This window comes from Escherichia sp. MOD1-EC6300, from assembly GCF_002965045.1.
In the GTDB taxonomy this organism is placed as follows: Bacteria; Pseudomonadota; Gammaproteobacteria; order Enterobacterales; family Enterobacteriaceae; genus Escherichia; species Escherichia coli_F.
Map to the genome: position 1 here is coordinate 29,925 of NZ_PTRH01000019.1, position 17,413 is coordinate 47,337.

The 17,413-nt window shown below is 48.7% G+C and carries 9 protein-coding genes and 1 pseudogene; 5 read left to right on the forward strand and 5 right to left on the reverse strand.

What is annotated here, in order from left to right:
* Positions 1–9: 9 nt before the first annotated feature.
* From lsrD to lsrA, 3 genes are read right to left on the reverse strand one after another with little or no spacing between them, the layout of a single operon-like run.
* On the reverse strand, positions 10–1,002 hold the full coding sequence (gene lsrD, locus BGE37_RS21390; protein ID WP_105288422.1) for an autoinducer 2 ABC transporter permease LsrD: 993 nt from the start codon (positions 1,000–1,002) through the stop codon (positions 10–12).
* Entirely contained in the window at positions 1,002–2,030 is a 1,029-nt protein-coding gene (gene lsrC, locus BGE37_RS21395; RefSeq protein WP_021552079.1) for an autoinducer 2 ABC transporter permease LsrC, read from the reverse strand. Before lsrC ends, lsrD begins: the two co-directional genes overlap by 1 nt.
* Positions 2,024–3,559, reverse strand: coding sequence for an autoinducer 2 ABC transporter ATP-binding protein LsrA (lsrA, locus tag BGE37_RS21400; protein ID WP_000958013.1), 1,536 nt, complete (start codon positions 3,557–3,559; stop codon positions 2,024–2,026). The genes lsrC and lsrA overlap by 7 nt, the downstream gene beginning before the upstream one ends.
* Positions 3,560–3,808: 249 nt before the next feature.
* Here lsrA and lsrR point away from each other — a divergent pair, with 249 nt between their 5' ends.
* The 5 genes and pseudogenes from lsrR to hipA all read left to right on the forward strand — a co-directional run bounded on the left by lsrR (position 3,809) and on the right by hipA (position 14,186).
* Entirely contained in the window at positions 3,809–4,762 is a 954-nt protein-coding gene (gene lsrR / locus BGE37_RS21405) for a transcriptional regulator LsrR (RefSeq protein WP_000154346.1), read from the forward strand.
* 78 nt (positions 4,763–4,840) lie between these two features.
* Positions 4,841–6,433 carry an autoinducer-2 kinase gene (gene lsrK / locus BGE37_RS21410; protein WP_000113145.1) on the forward strand — a complete coding sequence of 531 codons (1,593 nt, stop codon included), beginning with the start codon at positions 4,841–4,843 and terminating at the stop codon, positions 6,431–6,433.
* 529 nt (positions 6,434–6,962) lie between these two features.
* Positions 6,963–12,383 (forward strand): annotated as a pseudogene (locus tag BGE37_RS21415) (ECSE_1600 family autotransporter).
* A 214-nt stretch (positions 12,384–12,597) separates the two neighbouring features.
* Positions 12,598–12,864, forward strand: coding sequence for a type II toxin-antitoxin system antitoxin HipB (gene hipB / locus BGE37_RS21420; RefSeq protein ID WP_001296726.1), 267 nt, complete (start codon positions 12,598–12,600; stop codon positions 12,862–12,864).
* On the forward strand, positions 12,864–14,186 hold the full coding sequence (gene hipA, locus BGE37_RS21425; protein WP_001125414.1) for a type II toxin-antitoxin system serine/threonine protein kinase toxin HipA: 1,323 nt from the start codon (positions 12,864–12,866) through the stop codon (positions 14,184–14,186). Before hipB ends, hipA begins: the two co-directional genes overlap by 1 nt.
* Positions 14,187–14,384: 198 nt before the next feature.
* On the opposite strand, the gene BGE37_RS21430 is transcribed toward hipA, so the two are convergent.
* On the reverse strand, positions 14,385–15,737 hold the full coding sequence (locus tag BGE37_RS21430; protein ID WP_001544475.1) for an SIR2 family NAD-dependent protein deacylase: 1,353 nt from the start codon (positions 15,735–15,737) through the stop codon (positions 14,385–14,387).
* 206 nt (positions 15,738–15,943) lie between these two features.
* Positions 15,944–17,344, reverse strand: coding sequence for an ISNCY family transposase (locus BGE37_RS21435; RefSeq protein ID WP_105277013.1), 1,401 nt, complete (start codon positions 17,342–17,344; stop codon positions 15,944–15,946).
* Positions 17,345–17,413 lie beyond the last annotated feature (69 nt).

Sequence of the window (17,413 nt, forward strand, 5' to 3'; positions counted from 1 at the left end):
AGATATCCTTTATGGCAATGGGTTATTGGCCCGACGCGCCAGCCACTCTTTAATTTGCTGGCGATGCAGGCTAACGGAACGACCTACGACAACGACGATAAGCAGCGCACCGGAAAGGGCGCTGGACACCTGATTTGGCACTCCTGCCATTTGCAAACCTTGTTGCAAATATCCCACTAGTAAAACCGCAATGGCGGTGCCGATAATCGAACCGGAACCACCATAAATATTGGCACCGCCAAGCACCACGGCGGTGATGGCGGGCATCAGAAACGACGCACCGAGATCGGAACGTGCTGAACCAAAATACGATACCAGCAGCACAGCGGCGACCGCAGACGCCAGCCCCGTCATGGCATAGAGCGCACATAAGGTGCGGTTAACTGGAATCGCGCTATAAAGCGCCACGCGCGGGCTTTGCCCAATCAAAAACACATTACGTCCGGCATGGGTTTTATGCAGCCAGAGCCAGAAAACGAGGAGACATATCAGAAAGATAATCAGCGGAACGGGGAGTCCCAGCACATCCAGGTTAGCGAAATCTGTAAACGCCATCGGGAATCCACCAATACCTTCGTACCCCGTCGCTCCGGCCATCCCGGAAAGCAGCAGAGCGCTTCCGGCAAACAGATACAGCGTGCCAAGCGTAATCACCAGCGGGTTAACTTTGGTATAGATAATTAATCCGGCGTTAATCAGCCCGCACAATGCGCCGAGCAGAAAGGTCAGAAGAATCGCCAGCGGCATCGGCACGCCGCTTTGAAACAGTACGCCTAATGCAATGGCGCACAAGCCGATGGTCGAGCCAAACGAAATATCGATCCCGCCACTGACAATCACCATCGTCAGCGGTAGGGCGACAATGCCAATGCAGATAAAGTCACTGGTGCTGAACAGCAACATATTGAGATCTAACATCCGCGGGTTAATTGCACCAAATGCGACAATCTCAATAACGAGCAGTGCGGCAAGAGCTAGTTCCCAACCGTAGCGAATACGCATTACGCGGCCTCCCGTTTTTTACCTGACGAAGCGGGTTTAACGGATGGCGGTGGCGTCATAAAGCGGGCATATTTTTGCCGCCGTAGATTACGTTCCAGCGCACAACGCAGGCGTCCATCAAACACCAGCACCGCCAGCAGAACCAGGCCCGCGATAAAATCATTCCACCATGCCGGAATGCGCAACAGCACCAGTACACTATCGATCTGCGTCAGGAACCATGCGCCGAGTACCGCACCGATGATCGCACCGGAACCGCCGAGCAAACTAATACCGCCCAGCACGCAGGCTGCAATCGCTTTCATCTCCAGCCCGGTACCGGTCTGGTTGGGAATAAAACCGATCTGCGAAGCAAACACAATCCCCGCCAGTGCCGCCATGCAGCCGTTCAACGAAAATGCCACAATCCTAATGGCTTCCGTACGAACGCCCAGTTGACGAGCGCCCTGCAAATTATCGCCCGTGGCATAAAAACTGCGTCCAAACGCCGTCTTCGCCAGCAGCCAGGCCATAAATGCCACCAGAATTATCGTCAACCAACCAATTGCTGAAACGCCAAACAGCAGCGGGGCGGAGAGTTGTTTCAGTTCGGCGGGTAACCCCTCAATCCATTTACCGCCAGTCCACAGCAACATGATGCCCCTGTACAATCCTAATGTACCGAGCGTGGCAACAATGGCAGGGATCTTTAGCCACGCGACCAGGACACCGTTGAAAAATCCCGCGAGCAAACCAAGCAGTAAAGTCGCGACACAAGCAACAGGTAGTGAATACCCCGCGTTCAGTAACATTCCCAACAGCACTGCGCACATTCCGGTAATCGAACCTACCGAAACATCGATATTGCGCGTGAGCATCACCAGCGTCGCGCCCATTGCCAGCAGGATCAGGATTTGCGCGCTGCTATAAACCATGGTCAGCGTTTGCATACTTAAATACTGGCGGTCGAGAAAACCGGGTAATACAAACAGCAACACCACCGCCAGCAGTGCCGTGATTTCACGGTTGTTCTGGATAAACTTCAGCATGATGCCTCCTGACGCTGACTATCGCCGAAGGCAACGCGCATAATGGTCTCGACATTAATATCGCGTCCGGTCAATGCAGAGTGGGCAATTTCGCCCTGATGCATCACATATACGCGATCTGCCATCAGTTCGATCTCTTCCAGATCAGAGGAGATAAGCAGCACAGCCACATTTTGTGCGGCGATGCTGCGCAACAGCTGGTAGATATCATTACGGGCCGAGACATCCACGCCGCGCGTCGGCTCATCGACAATCAAAACTTGCGGCGAAGCTTCCAGACATTTGGCAATCAGGATTTTTTGCTGGTTGCCGCCGGATAAGGTCCGCGCAGCTTGTTCCGGTTGGTTAAATTTAATATTCAGAGCCCGACGATAACGTTCCAGTGTGGCGTTATCTTTCGCGGTTTTCGCCCAGAATCCACGAAGGTTATGAGTAAGGGCGCAGACATTCCAGGCCAGCGAAGCATCGAGATTCAGTCCGGATGACTGGCGATCTTCCGGCAGATAAACCAGACCGCGCAGTAAACGTTCTCCAGTGGATAATCTATTGATCTCTTTACCATTCAGCATAATGCGTCCGCCACGCAAAGTACGCAGACCATAGAGCGTCTCGGCCAGTTCTGTGCGTCCGGCCCCCACCAGCCCAGCCAGACCCAGAATTTCTCCGGCATTAAGCGTCAAGCTGACATTCATAAAACCTTCGCCGGTCAGGTTTTCCAGTGTCAGCACCGGCGTTCCGGCGGCATGTTGTGGGCGGTTGCCAGGTAACTCCAGCCATAATTTTTGGCTGGCAGAGAGCGATTTTTCCCGTAGCGCTGGCGTGATGGCCTGAATAATATCGTCGGTAGACAGTTCGCTGGTTTTGCCGCTTAAGGCGATGGTTCCGTCGCGCATCACGCTAATTCGATCGGCAATCTGGCGAATTTCCGGCAGCTTATGCGAGATAAAAACAATACCCACGCCAGTAGCAAGCAACTCTTGCAAGCGACTAAACAAACGTTCGGTTTCGGCGGGGGTAAGCGAGGCGGTAGGTTCATCGAGGATCAGAATCCGCGAGTCGCGCATCAGCCCGCGGAGGATTTCCACCATTTGGCGATCGGCGACATCCAGCGATCCTGCCAGACTATGCAGATCAAACTGGCAGCCCAGCGCCGCCAGCAAGTTCTTCAGTTTCTGCATGGAGAGCTGTTTTTTTGCCAGCCCAAACAGAATGTTTTCTTTTATCGACAGGCTTGGGAAAAGCAGCGGTTCCTGGGGAACGAGATAAATACCCAACTGATGAGCATGAACTGGCGTTAATCTGGTGTAGTTGTTGCCCCCAATCTCCAGCGTACCGCTATCAGCAGGGGTAATACCGGCAATGATCTTCATTAACGTCGATTTACCGGCACCATTGCCGCCAAGTAGGGCGTGGACTTCCCCCTGATGCAACGTAAAATCGATGCCTTTCAGGACATTAACCCCTGAATACTGTTTATAAACCGAGCGGGCGCAAAGTAGCGGTAACGCGCGGGTATCACTCGTTAGCATGTTTCCCCCGTTCAGTTTTGCAGGTGAGTTTTGAACAAATGTATTTCTGCTTTCAATTTGTTCATAAACCTTAGGTGGACATTGCACATATTTCCGACGAATAGATCACAATTTATGCTATTTTGATTTTCACGGTTGCGTTTGTTCATGCTCGTAGAGTCAAACTGTGGTTGCTATCACAGATATAAATGCGCAAGAACTGAACAATTGCATTAAAGATTTAAATATGTTCAAAGTGAAGAATGAATTATGACAATCAACGATTCGGCAATTTCAGAACAGGGAATGTGTGAAGAAGAACAGGTCGCGCGGATCGCGTGGTTTTACTATCACGACGGGCTGACCCAGAGCGAGATCAGCGAGCGTCTCGGGCTGACTCGCTTGAAAGTGTCGCGATTACTGGAAAAAGGGCATCAGTCCGGCATTATTCGCGTGCAGATTAATTCTCGCTTTGAAGGCTGTCTGGAATATGAAACTCAATTACGTTGTCAGTTTTCGCTGCAACATGTCCGGGTGATCCCTGGGCTTGCGGATGCTGATGTCGGCGGGCGACTAGGGATAGGCGCGGCGCATATGTTGATGAGTTTACTTCAACCACAACAGATGCTGGCGATTGGTTTTGGCGAGGCAACCATGAATACGCTGCAACGCTTAAGTGGTTTTATTTCGTCGCAGCAAATTCGCCTGGTCACGCTCTCCGGTGGCGTCGGTTCTTATATGACGGGTATCGGGCAGCTTAATGCGGCGTGCAGTGTGAATATTATTCCGGCTCCGCTGCGGGCATCCTCCGCTGACATTGCCCATACGCTAAAAAATGAAAATTGCGTCAAAGATGTTCTGTTAGCCGCACAAGCTGCGGATGTGGCGATTGTCGGCATTGGGGCCGTGAGTCAACAAGACGACGCGACGATCATTCGCTCCGGCTATATCAGTCAGGGCGAACAGTTAATGATTGGTCGAAAAGGGGCGGTTGGCGACATCTTAGGCTACTTTTTTGATGCAAAAGGTGACGTTGTCACGGATATCAAAATACATAACGAACTGATTGGCTTACCTTTAAGCGCGCTGAAGACCATTCCCGTCCGGGTTGGCGTGGCAGGGGGAGAAAATAAAGCCGAAGCCATCGCCGCTGCAATTAAAGGCGGCTATATCAACGCACTGGTTACCGATCAGGACACAGCAGCGGCGATTTTACGTAGTTAAATTTGCATGACCTTATTACCGGGAATGATGGAGAACGTATAGAGGAACAGACAGAACGCATAAGCCGAGGATAATCTAATGGCTCGACTCTTTACCCCTTCAGAATCAAAGTACTACCTGATGGCGCTGGATGCAGGCACCGGAAGTATTCGGGCTGTGATATTCGACCTGGAAGGCAATCAAATAGCAGTGGGACAGGCGGAGTGGCGGCATCTGGCAGTACCGGACGTTCCTGGTTCTATGGAATTTGATCTCAACAAAAACTGGCAACTGGCGTGTGAGTGTATGCGCCAGGCGCTGCACAACGCCGGCATAGCCCCGGAGTATATCGCTGCCGTTTCGGCATGTTCGATGCGCGAAGGCATTGTTTTATATAACAATGAAGGAACACCGATCTGGGCCTGCGCCAATGTGGATGCCAGAGCGGCGCGCGAAGTTAGCGAACTTAAAGAACTGCACAACAATACCTTTGAAAACGAAGTTTATCGCGCCACCGGACAAACGCTGGCTTTAAGCGCTATTCCCAGATTACTTTGGCTGGCGCACCATCGTTCTGATATCTACCGACAGGCGTCGACCATCACCATGATCAGCGACTGGCTGGCCTATATGCTCAGCGGTGAACTGGCGGTGGATCCCTCTAACGCTGGCACCACGGGACTTCTTGATCTAACCACCCGTGACTGGAAACCTGCATTGCTGGATATGGCCGGACTGCGGGCCGATATTCTTTCTCCTGTCAAAGAAACCGGCACATTGCTGGGCGTGGTAAGTTCACAAGCGGCGGAACTCTGCGGTCTGAAGGCGGGCACTCCGGTGGTCGTTGGAGGAGGCGACGTGCAACTTGGTTGCCTGGGGTTAGGCGTTGTCCGTCCGGCACAAACCGCTGTTCTTGGCGGTACATTCTGGCAGCAAGTTGTAAATTTAGCCGCGCCGGTGACAGACCCAGAAATGAACGTGCGCGTTAATCCTCATGTTATTCCTGGCATGGTACAAGCTGAATCTATTAGCTTTTTTACCGGACTCACCATGCGCTGGTTCCGCGATGCTTTCTGTGCCGAAGAAAAACTGATTGCCGAACGTTTAGGCATCGACACCTATACGTTGCTTGAAGAGATGGCAAGTCGTGTGCCGCCTGGGTCGTGGGGCGTAATGCCGATATTCTCCGACAGAATGCGCTTTAAAACCTGGTATCACGCTGCGCCTTCCTTTATTAATTTGTCTATTGACCCGGATAAATGTAACAAAGCGACATTGTTCCGTGCGCTGGAAGAAAATGCGGCGATTGTATCAGCGTGTAACTTGCAGCAAATCGCTGATTTCTCGAATATTCATCCTTCATCGTTAGTCTTTGCAGGCGGAGGTTCAAAAGGGAAATTATGGAGTCAAATTCTCGCTGATGTCTCGGGATTACCCGTCAATATTCCGGTGGTCAAAGAAGCCACCGCATTAGGATGTGCCATTGCAGCTGGCGTCGGTGCCGGAATTTTTTCATCAATGGCAGAAACCGGAGAACGCCTGGTTCGCTGGGAACGGACGCACACACCAGACCCGGAAAAGCATGAACTTTATCAGGATTCACGCGATAAGTGGCAGGCAGTTTATCAGGATCAGCTGGGGCTGGTTGATCATGGACTGACGACGTCGTTATGGAAAGCGCCTGGGTTATAGTTTCATTGACAGCCACATCATGATGACTGTGGCTGTTAGTTTTTGAGTATTGGTATTCTTATTTCCCTTCTTTAGAGCTGGCTTGTTAAATGCCAGCTTGCAGATTCATCGTTCCATCACCAGTACTATATTCAAGGGAAAATCGCTATTTTTCTTAAAGCATTAAGCATAACCCTTATTTTATAGCGAATATTCCTAAAGGCATTAATGGATTAAAAAGGGTTTTAATAAACTTCTGTTTTTAGCAATTAGTGCTATTCTTTGTTAAATATGATGATGATAATCTTCTTATTGAAAGAAACAGTTTTCTTATTAAGCAACAATAACTCATGGTTCATTTTTAAATAAAATAAGAACTATGCAATTTTTAATCTATCGATTAGAAAGTATTAGCAAATTAGCCAAATTGACACCTTCCCACCTCCAACCAACACTCAATACAGACCTCTGACAACTTAATAAGTTTCATTTTTAACGTCTGATGACTCATCTCTTTCGTGGCTGTATTGTTTGTATATGGAGCGTTTATATGAATAGAATCTTTCGCGTGATATGGAATTGCACCCTACAGGTATTTCAGGCCTGCTCGGAATTAACTCGCAGGGTAGGTAAAACATCAACGGTTAATTTGCGTAAATCCTCTGGATTGACAACGAAATTCAGTAGATTGACGCTGGGTGTTTTGCTGGCACTAAGCGGTTCAGCGTCTGGTGCGAGTCTGGAAGTTGATAATGGTCAGATTACCAATATTAATACTGATGTTGCTTACGATGCCTACCTGGTTGGGTGGTATGGCACTGGAGTGCTTAATATTTTGGCTGGCGGTAATGCCTCCTTAACCACTATTACTACCAGCGTCATTGGTGGTAATGAGGACTCAGAGGGCACCGTTAACGTTTTGGGTGGCACCTGGCGATTGTATGATAGCGGAAATAATGCAAGGCCTTTAAATGTGGGGCAATCCGGAACGGGGACGCTGAATATTAAACAGAAGGGTCACGTTGACGGAGGATATTTAAGGATAGGTTCTTCGACAGGAGGCGTCGGGACGGTCAATGTTGAAGGAGAGGACTCGGTTCTGACGACCGAATTATTCGAAATAGGGAGTTACGGTACAGGCTCATTAAATATTACGGATAAGGGTTACGTCACGAGTTCAATAGTCGCCATTGTAGGATATCAGGCGAACAGTAATGGTAAGGTTGTCGTTGAAAAGGGTGGCGAGTGGCTAATAAAAAATAATGATTCCTCAATTGAATTTCAAATTGGTAATCAAGGGACGGGCGAAGCAACTATTCGCGATGGGGGGCTGATTACGGCTGAAAATACGATTATCGGTGGCAACCTCACCGGTATCGGAACCCTGAATGTGCAGGATCAAGACTCTGTCATCACGGTACGCAGACTCTATAATGGATATTTCGGTAATGGCACAGTCAACATTTCCAATAATGGACTGATTAATAATAAAGAATATTCATTGGTGGGCGTTCAGGACGGGTCCCACGGTGTCGTCAACGTGACCGATAAAGGGCATTGGAATTTCCTCGGAACGGGCGAAGCTTTCCGCTATATCTATATCGGTGATGCTGGCGACGGTGAACTTAATGTCTCGAGTGAAGGCAAAGTAGATTCGGGAATTATCACTGCGGGGATGAAAGAAACAGGCACAGGCAACATTACTGTTAAGGATAAGAACTCCGTTATCACTAATCTCGGAACTAATCTTGGTTATGACGGCCACGGCGAAATGAATATCAGTAATGAGGGGCTTGTTGTCAGCAACGGAGGAAGCTCACTCGGTTATGGAGAAACCGGCGTCGGGAAGGTTAACATCACCACGGGGGGGATGTGGGAGGTCAATAAGAATGTCTATACCACTATTGGTGTTGCGGGCGTCGGAAACCTCAATATCAGCGATGGCGGTAAGTTCGTATCGCAAAATATTACTTTTTTGGGCGATAAAGCAAGCGGTATCGGCACACTGAACCTGATGGATGCGACATCATCGTTCGATACTGTAGGTATCAATATCGGTAATTTTGGTAGCGGCATCGTAAATGTCAGTAATGGTGCCACCCTTAATTCAACGGGCTATGGATTTATCGGAGGAAATGCCTCCGGTAAGGGGATAGTTAATATTTCAACGGATAGTCTCTGGAATTTAAAAACGTCATCTACTAACGCCCAATTGCTACAGGTCGGTGTATTAGGCACGGGTGAACTGAATATTACCACCGGAGGTATAGTTAAAGCGCGTGATACACAGATAGCTCTCAATGACAAAAGTAAGGGCGACGTGCGGGTGGATGGGCAGAACTCTCTTCTTGAAACATTCAATATGAACGTAGGGACGACTGGCACAGGTACGTTAACCCTGACGAATAACGGCACGCTGAATGTCGAAGGTGGAGAAGTTTACTTAGGTGTTTTTGAGCCTGCTGTAGGAACGCTAAACATTGGTGCTGCCCACGGTGAGGCTGCGGCAGATGCCGGGTTTATCACCAATGCGACGAAGGTGGAGTTCGGTCTTGGCGAAGGCGTTTTTGTCTTTAATCATACCAATAACAGTGATGCCGGCTACCAGGTCGATATGCTGATTACGGGTGACGATAAAGACGGAAAAGTGATGCATGATGCAGGCCATACGGTGTTCACTGCAGGGAATACTTATAGCGGCAAAACGCTGGTCAATGACGGCCTCCTGACTATTGCGTCACATACGGCAGATGGGGTAACAGGCATGGGTTCGAGTGAAGTAACCATTGCAAGCCCCGGTACGCTCGACATTCTCGCATCAACGAACAGCGCAGGAGATTACACGCTGACCAATGCGCTCAAAGGCGATGGCTTGATGCGAGTGCAGCTGTCATCCTCCGACAAAATGTTTGGCTTTACCCATGCAACAGGAACTGAATTCGCCGGTGTTGCCCAACTGAAAGACAGTACCTTCACACTGGAACGCGACAACACCGCTGTGCTTACTCACGCGATGCTTCAGTCTGACAGTGAAAATACCACATCGGTAAAAGTGGGAGAGCAATCCATTGGTGGACTAGCCATGAATGGCGGTACGCTCACTTTCGATACGGATATACCTGCTGCGACGCTTGCGGAGGGATATATCAGCGTCGATACACTGGTTGTCGGCGCGGGTGACTACACCTGGAAAGGCCGTAACTATCAGGTAAACGGGACGGGCGACGTGCTTATCGACGTGCCTAAACCGTGGAATGATCCCATGGCGAATAACCCTCTGACTACGCTCAATTTGCTGGAACACGATGATAGCCATGTCGGCGTTCAACTGGTGAAGGCGCAAACGGTTATTGGGTCGGGTGGCTCATTAACGTTACGTGATTTACAGGGTGACGAGGTGGAAGCGGACAAAACGTTACACATTGCACAAAACGGAACAGTGGTCGCCGAGGGTGATTATGGATTCCGACTCACGACCGCACCTGGTGATGGTTTGTATGTTAACTATGGGCTGAAAGCGCTGAACATCCATGGTGGGCAGACGCTGACGTTAGCCGAACATGGCGGAGCCTATGGCGCAACGGCCGATATGTCGGCAAAAATCGGTGGTGAAGGGGATCTGGCAATCAATACGGTGCGACAGGTTTCGCTTTCCAACGGTCAGAACGACTATCAGGGGGCAACCTATGTTCAGATGGGGACATTACGTACCGATGCGGATGGCGCGCTGGGCAATACTCGGGAACTGAACATCAGCAACGCGGCCATCGTCGATCTTAATGGATCGGAGCAGACGGTAGAGACATTCACCGGGCTGATGGGTTCGACTATTTTGTTCAAAGAAGGTTCGCTGACGGTGAATAAAGGTGGGATCAGTCAGGGCGAACTGACAGGTGGCGGAAACCTGAATGTTACAGGGGGAACACTGGCTATCGAGGGGCTTAATGCACGCTACAATGCGTTAACCAGCATTAGCCCAAATGCGGAAGTCAGCCTCGACAATACGCAGGGGTTAGGCAGAGGGAATATTGCCAATGACGGTCTGTTAACGCTAAAAAACGTGACCGGCGAACTGCGCAATAGCATAAGCGGTAAAGGTATCGTGAGCGCAACCGCCAGCACAGACATAGAGCTGGATGGCGATAATAGCCGCTTTGTGGGGCAATTCAACATCGATGCAGGCAGCGCGCTCAGCGTCAACGAGCAGAAAAACCTGGGTGATGCTTCCGTTATCAATAATGGCCTGCTCACCATCGCCACTGAGCGTAGCTGGGCGATGACGCACAGTATCACCGGTAGCGGCGATGTGACAAAACTGGGGACCGGGATCCTGACTCTTAACAACGATTCCGCGGCGTATCAGGGTACGACGGATATCGTGGGTGGTGAAATTGCTTTCGGTTCCGACTCTGCCATTAATATGGCAAGTCAGCACATTAATATCCATAACAGCGGTGTGATGTCGGGAAATGTCACCACTGCAGGTGATGTGAACATTATGCCTGGGGGGACACTGCGTGTCGCCAAAACCACTATCGGCGGCAATCTGGAGAATGGTGGCACGGTTCAAATGAATAGCGAAGGGGGGAAACCGGGGAATGTACTGACCGTTAACGGCAACTATACCGGAAACAATGGCCTGATGACGTTCAACGCGACGCTGGGCGGCGATAATTCACCCACGGATAAAATGAACGTGAAAGGCGATACCCAAGGGAACACTCGCGTTCGGGTTGATAACATTGGCGGCGTCGGTGCACAAACGGTCAACGGTATTGAACTCATTGAGGTTGGCGGTAATTCTGCAGGTAACTTCGCGCTGACCACCGGAACTGTCGAAGCTGGGGCTTACGTCTACACACTGGCTAAAGGGAAGGGGAATGACGAGAAAAACTGGTATCTAACCAGTAAATAGGAAGGCGTAACGCCACCGGATACACCCGATCCCATCAATAATCCTCCTGCTGTGGATCCGGAAGGCCCATCAGTTTATCGCCCGGAGGCCGGAAGCTATATCAGCAACATTGCCGCAGCCAACTCGCTGTTTAGCCATCGTTTACACGACCGTCTGGGTGAGCCGCAGTATACAGATTCACTGCATTCTCAGGATTCGGCAAGCAGTATGTGGATGCGTCATGTCGGAGGGCACGAACGTTCAAGGGCCGGTGACGGTCAGCTAAATACTCAGGCTAACCGCTATGTATTGCAGCTAGGCGGCGATTTGGCGCAGTGGAGTAGCAACGCGCAGGATCGCTGGCATCTCGGCGTCATGGCAGGCTATGCCAATCAGCACAGTAATACTCAGAGTAATCGTGTGGGTTATAAATCGGATGGGCGCATCAGCGGTTACAGCGCTGGGATGTACGCGACCTGGTATCAGAACGATGCGAATAAGACCGGCGCTTATGTTGACAGCTGGGCGCTGTATAACTGGTTTGATAACAGCGTCAGTTCCGATAACCGTTCTGCTGACGACTATGATTCTCGCGGTGTGACGGCCTCTGTTGAGGGTGGATATACCTTTGAAGCGGGAACATTTAGCGGCAGCGAAGGGACGCTGAATACCTGGTACGTCCAGCCACAGGTGCAAATCACCTGGATGGGTGTGAAAGATTCTGACCATACCCGGAAAGACGGAACACGCATTGAAACGGAAGGTGACGGAAACGTGCAAACGCGACTTGGGGTGAAAACCTACTTGAACAGTCATCACCAGCGTGACAATGGTAAACAGCGTGAGTTCCAGCCTTACATTGAAGCGAACTGGATCAACAACAGCAAAGTCTACGCCGTGAAGATGAATGGTCAAACCGTAAGCCGTGATGGTGCGCGTAATCTCGGTGAAGTACGTACCGGGGTTGAGGCGAAAGTAAATAACAACCTTAGCCTGTGGGGGAATGTCGGTGTGCAACTAGGTGATAAAGGCTATAGCGATACTCAGGGCATGCTGGGTGTGAAATATAGCTGGTAAACCGTATAAGCCGCATGTCGAAGATGGCATGCGGCTGCTTAATATTGCCGACTTCAAACGACTTTTAAATCCTCCTTTTTATCCGCGATCGCGGATATCACAGTGTTTATCCCGTAGAGCGGATAAGATGTGTTTCCTGATTGACTTTATCCCCACTAAAGGATAAAACTGATAATATCCCCTTGAACGGATAAATATGCTGTGGACGTATGACATGATGAGCTTTCAGAAGATCTATAGCCCAACGCAATTAGCGAATGCAATGAAACTGGTTCGTCAGCAAAATGGCTGGACGCAGAGCGAGCTGGCGAAAAAAATCGGTATTAAGCAGGCGACAATTTCCAATTTCGAAAACAATCCTGACAATACCACGCTCACGACATTTTTTAAGATTTTACAGTCGCTTGAACTCTCAATGACGCTATGCGACACGAAAAATGCCTCGCCAGAATCAACAGAACAGCAAGATCTGGAGTGGTAATGCCTAAACTTGTCACTTGGATGAACAACCAGCGGGTAGGCGAGTTAACGAAGTTAGCCAATGGCGCGCACACCTTTAAGTATGCACCGGAGTGGTTAGCCAACCGTTATGCCAGACCGTTATCACTTTCGCTGCCATTGCAGAGGGGGAATATCACCTCTGATGCCGTATTTAACTTCTTCGATAACCTGTTACCCGATAGCCCGATTGTACGTGACCGGATCGTTAAACGTTATCATGCTAAATCCAAGCAACCGTTTGATTTATTGTCAGAAATAGGGCGAGATAGCGTTGGTGCCGTAACGTTATTACCCGAAAATGAAACCATAACGCGCCCGATAATGGCATGGGAACAGCTCACTGAAGCCAGGCTTGAAGAAGTATTAACGGCTTATAAAGCAGATATCCCTCTAGGCATGATTAGAGAAGAAAATGACTTTCGCATCTCGGTTGCTGGCGCGCAGGAGAAGACAGCGCTGCTCAGAATAGGCAATGACTGGTGCATTCCGAAAGGAATAACGCCGACGACGCACATCATTAAATTACCGATTGGCGAAATCAGGCAGCCCAATGCGACGCTCGATCTCAGCCAAAGCGTTGATAATGAGTATTACTGTCTGCTGCTGGCGAAAGAACTTGGGTTGAATGTGCCGGACGCAGAAATCATTAAAGCGGGAAATGTGCGCGCGTTAGCGGTCGAACGTTTTGACAGGCGTTGGAATGCTGAGCGAACGGTTTTACTTCGCTTGCCACAGGAGGATATGTGTCAGACATTCGGTTTACCTTCATCGGTGAAATATGAATCAGATGGAGGCCCAGGCATCGCGCGGATCATGGCTTTTTTGATGGGGTCCAGCGAGGCGCTGAAAGATCGCTATGATTTTATGAAGTTTCAGGTGTTCCAGTGGTTGATTGGCGCAACGGATGGCCATGCAAAAAACTTCTCCGTATTTATTCAGGCTGGCGGCAGTTATCGACTCACGCCATTTTACGACATCATTTCAGCATTTCCGGTATTGGGTGGCGCAGGAATACACATCAGCGATCTCAAACTGGCAATGGGGCTTAACGCATCCAAAGGCAAAAAAACGGCAATCGATAAAATTTATCCGCGACATTTTCTGGCGACAGCAAAGGTGCTGAAATTTCCGGAAGTGCAGATGCATGAAATCCTGAGTGACTTTGCCAGAATGATTCCGGCAGCACTGGATAACGTGAAGACTTCATTACCGACAGATTTTCCGGAGAACGTGGTGACGGCAGTTGAAACCAATGTGTTGAGGTTGCACCGTCGGTTAAGCCGAGAATACGGTATTAAGTAAGATATGGGGTTTGGACGTTGTTAATGAGCAGGACAATCATGACCGCCAACGACTGGATTCTGCCTTGGTTTATGTTTGTCAAAGCTCAGTGAAAATGTCTAATCACTGGCTCATTAGAAATGTCCATATGTTGAAAAGGCCGCTGCGAAAAACCCTCCCGCAGCGGCCTCTTTAGCATAACGTCATTATGCGAACCAATTATGGTTTGAGTTTATACTTCTGACCATTAATGATTTTTTTGATTAACTCTAATGCAGCGGGGGAATATTTATGAACACCTTCCTTCCCCGTTTTCACTAGCACATGATAGTTATTATCTGAGGATTTAATATTAAAACCAGTTTCCTTGTGTATTCTTTCTAATACTTTATGGACGTAATGCCAAGATCCCATATCAAGTAATTTTGCAAGTTCAGATATGGTGTAGGGATAGCTTGCGTTAAGTGCTTGACCATTATTTAACTCTGCAATTCCATAAAGTTTCGCTAACACGTTATCTTGCTCAGCAATGTTCTTAAGCATTTCAAAATCATATGGAAGCTCTTGTTTTACAAGAGATTGAGAGGCAAATGTATAGGTTCTGGCTAATAGCGCCCTGACTAATTTTGGGTTAACACTGATTTCTGGCGTATTTGACGATAGGGCATCATAAATCCAACCGAAATCATTGGCATAGATCACTTTGATTCGGATGCTTTTATTTTCACCAACACCAATCAAAATCTCTTTCTGGTGTGAACCTGTACCTTCACATTCTGGACTAAAGGAAACCAAATAAATATTCGGAATCAAAGCGTTATTCGGCGCAATTATCTCATCAATATCAGACAGGATGGCTTTAATATTCTCATCATTAATACTATAGCCAATGAAGAACAACGGATGCTCGACGAAATATGTTAAAAGTTTTGCACTGATATACTTTTTACGCTTATAAAACTCAACATAATCTTCATTTGTTATAATGATGCTTTCTGGTTCTTTACTACTGCCGTGAATCTTCATGATTTCACCGTATGTAGTATAGTTAACAGTCACAACATTATGGCCAACTATCGGTTGGTAGTTATCAAATATCTTTTCAAGCAGATCGTCATAGTTTGTTGTAATAATGGCATGGGGCCTTACTTTTTTTAACTTTTCAATTTCTTCAGTGTACTCCATTGCTGAAAAATCAACCGAGTCTGAAAGGTTATTCAACAATGTTGCAATCTCATGCTTGATATAAATATCTTTAGAGCTTTTTCCATTGAAATACTGTTCAGGATAACGAGATGTCCCCACATCCCAAGCCCACTCAGCGTATGACTCAGAAAAATCACTTGCTATCAATGGTTTATTGTCATTTCTTGTTTGACTGTAGTAACCATACGGGCGAGTGATTAATGGGCAAGTTTCAGCGAGATACTTTAACAGGTTTTCCCAATCAGGAGCTTTCAAGTAGCGTTGAGATACCCCTGCACCCATAAAGAGAATTGGCTGTACCTGTAAACCTTCAAGACATGATTTGATATCTTCAATTATTTCTGTCTGATATTCAGAGAAGTCCATACTTTAGCCTTTAGGATGTGAGATGCTGGAGTAGTAAATCGCCGCGGAGCGGTTCGGGGTTCTGTGACACTCGAATTTTACCTCGGTTATATAATATCATTGAAGTTATTTGCATTTCTCAGAAATCTTCTCTGGCTTTAATTGCTATAGCCGAAAGATAGCGCACACATCGCCGTTGGTCAGTTAGTACGAGGTTTCCGCCAAGTTCACCTTTTACCAAAGATGGCTTCAGAGCTTCCCTGAAGCTTTATCATGGCTTCAAGTAGGTCATCTTCGTTCAGTGAGCGCTGAGATTTGTTGATGCTAGGGGCGTGCCGTCTGCGGGAAGGCTCATCACCAGAACAAGGTAACGATTGTGAGCGATTATTGTCCCGTTTTGTCTGGATCTGACGGGCAACATCCAACACATGGCCAAGTCTCTTGTTATCTACAATGGCGACGCTCTCAACCTCAGAAAGCCGGTCATAGGTGGAGTAGGGCAGCAGCATGCCATTTAGTCGCAGCTCCTTATGTCCGTCAGGATAATGCCAGACATCAATGTACTTGCCGATGGCTCTTCGACTGTATTCGCTGTCCTCAATCAGATAGAGGATTTTATCGTATTGTACAGTCAGACTTTTTGATACACGCCGGGGCTCTCGCCAGGTAAATTCCGCATCAAGGTCATCGTCTAGTGCCAGTGGCCGGTGCGCGTTAAAATCATGCAAGGGCGCTTTGGCAAAGCGTCGGTTGTAATCCGCAATGTATTCTTCTGCAAATCCATTGGCCGCTTCTATAGTACAGATTCCCCTAAGCCTGAGTTCCTTAACCAGCCGGTCCTGAAGGGTTAGATGAGCACGTTCCACACGGCCTTTTGCCTGACTGGTTTCTGCGCACAGCGGTGTGATATTGAGGGAGCGCATGGCCCTGGCAAACTGAGTTTCACCGGGACCGAGGGTAGCATGCTTATTGTTTACCCGGAAGACATTGGCTTTGTCGCTGTAGAGGATCATGGGCTTACCATGTTTTTCGATATAGCCAAGAGTTGCTTCAAAATAGGTAAATGTGGATTCAGATTTCACAAACAGCAAGTGCATCAGGCGACTGGTGGCATCGTCAACATAGACAAGAGCTGTACAGGGTCGACCCCGGTTTTCAAACCAGTGGTGGTCACAGCCATCAATTTGTATCAGCTCGCCAGTACAAGGCCGCCGGTAACGAGGCTGATGAATTTTAGGTGCGCGCTGTCTGCGTGGGATCCAGAGTCCGGCTTTTATCATGAGACGTCGGATGGTTTCTTTGCCAAGGACCAGACCGTGAACTTCCTCCAGTTTTTCCCGCGCCAGCGTGGGGCCAAAATCACGGTATTGCTCCCTGATTATACTGAGAGCCTGATCTGTCAGTGACGCTGGCAACAGACGGTTACCAGTGCGGCCACGACTCTGGTTGTTCATGCCAAGCGGTCCGAGTTGACGATAGCGTTTCAGCAGTCGGCTGCAATGACGTGGTGTAATGCCGAGCATCTCCGCAGCTTGGCCAGGACGCAGATTGCGATCGATGACATCCTGAAGGATTTTGAGGCGGTTGATTTCTTTCACGTTGAACATCCCGGCGTCATGTATAGCCATAGAAAACTCCTCATCAGGAAAAGTGAGTCGTTGTCTAGACATACAGGTCTGAGAACTATAGCCTGGACA

What these genes read in the sequence shown, in the direction of transcription:
- lsrD (WP_105288422.1), bottom strand. Translation starts at nt 1,002, where the DNA reads ATGCGTATTCGCTACGGTTGGGAACTAGCTCTTGCCGCACTGCTCGTT.
- lsrC (WP_021552079.1), bottom strand. Translation starts at nt 2,030, where the DNA reads ATGCTGAAGTTTATCCAGAACAACCGTGAAATCACGGCACTGCTGGCG.
- lsrA (WP_000958013.1), bottom strand. Translation starts at nt 3,559, where the DNA reads ATGCTAACGAGTGATACCCGCGCGTTACCGCTACTTTGCGCCCGCTCG.
- lsrR (WP_000154346.1), top strand. Translation starts at nt 3,809, where the DNA reads ATGACAATCAACGATTCGGCAATTTCAGAACAGGGAATGTGTGAAGAA.
- lsrK (WP_000113145.1), top strand. Translation starts at nt 4,841, where the DNA reads ATGGCTCGACTCTTTACCCCTTCAGAATCAAAGTACTACCTGATGGCG.
- hipB (WP_001296726.1), top strand. Translation starts at nt 12,598, where the DNA reads ATGATGAGCTTTCAGAAGATCTATAGCCCAACGCAATTAGCGAATGCA.
- hipA (WP_001125414.1), top strand. Translation starts at nt 12,864, where the DNA reads ATGCCTAAACTTGTCACTTGGATGAACAACCAGCGGGTAGGCGAGTTA.
- BGE37_RS21430 (WP_001544475.1), bottom strand. Translation starts at nt 15,737, where the DNA reads ATGGACTTCTCTGAATATCAGACAGAAATAATTGAAGATATCAAATCA.
- BGE37_RS21435 (WP_105277013.1), bottom strand. Translation starts at nt 17,344, where the DNA reads ATGGCTATACATGACGCCGGGATGTTCAACGTGAAAGAAATCAACCGC.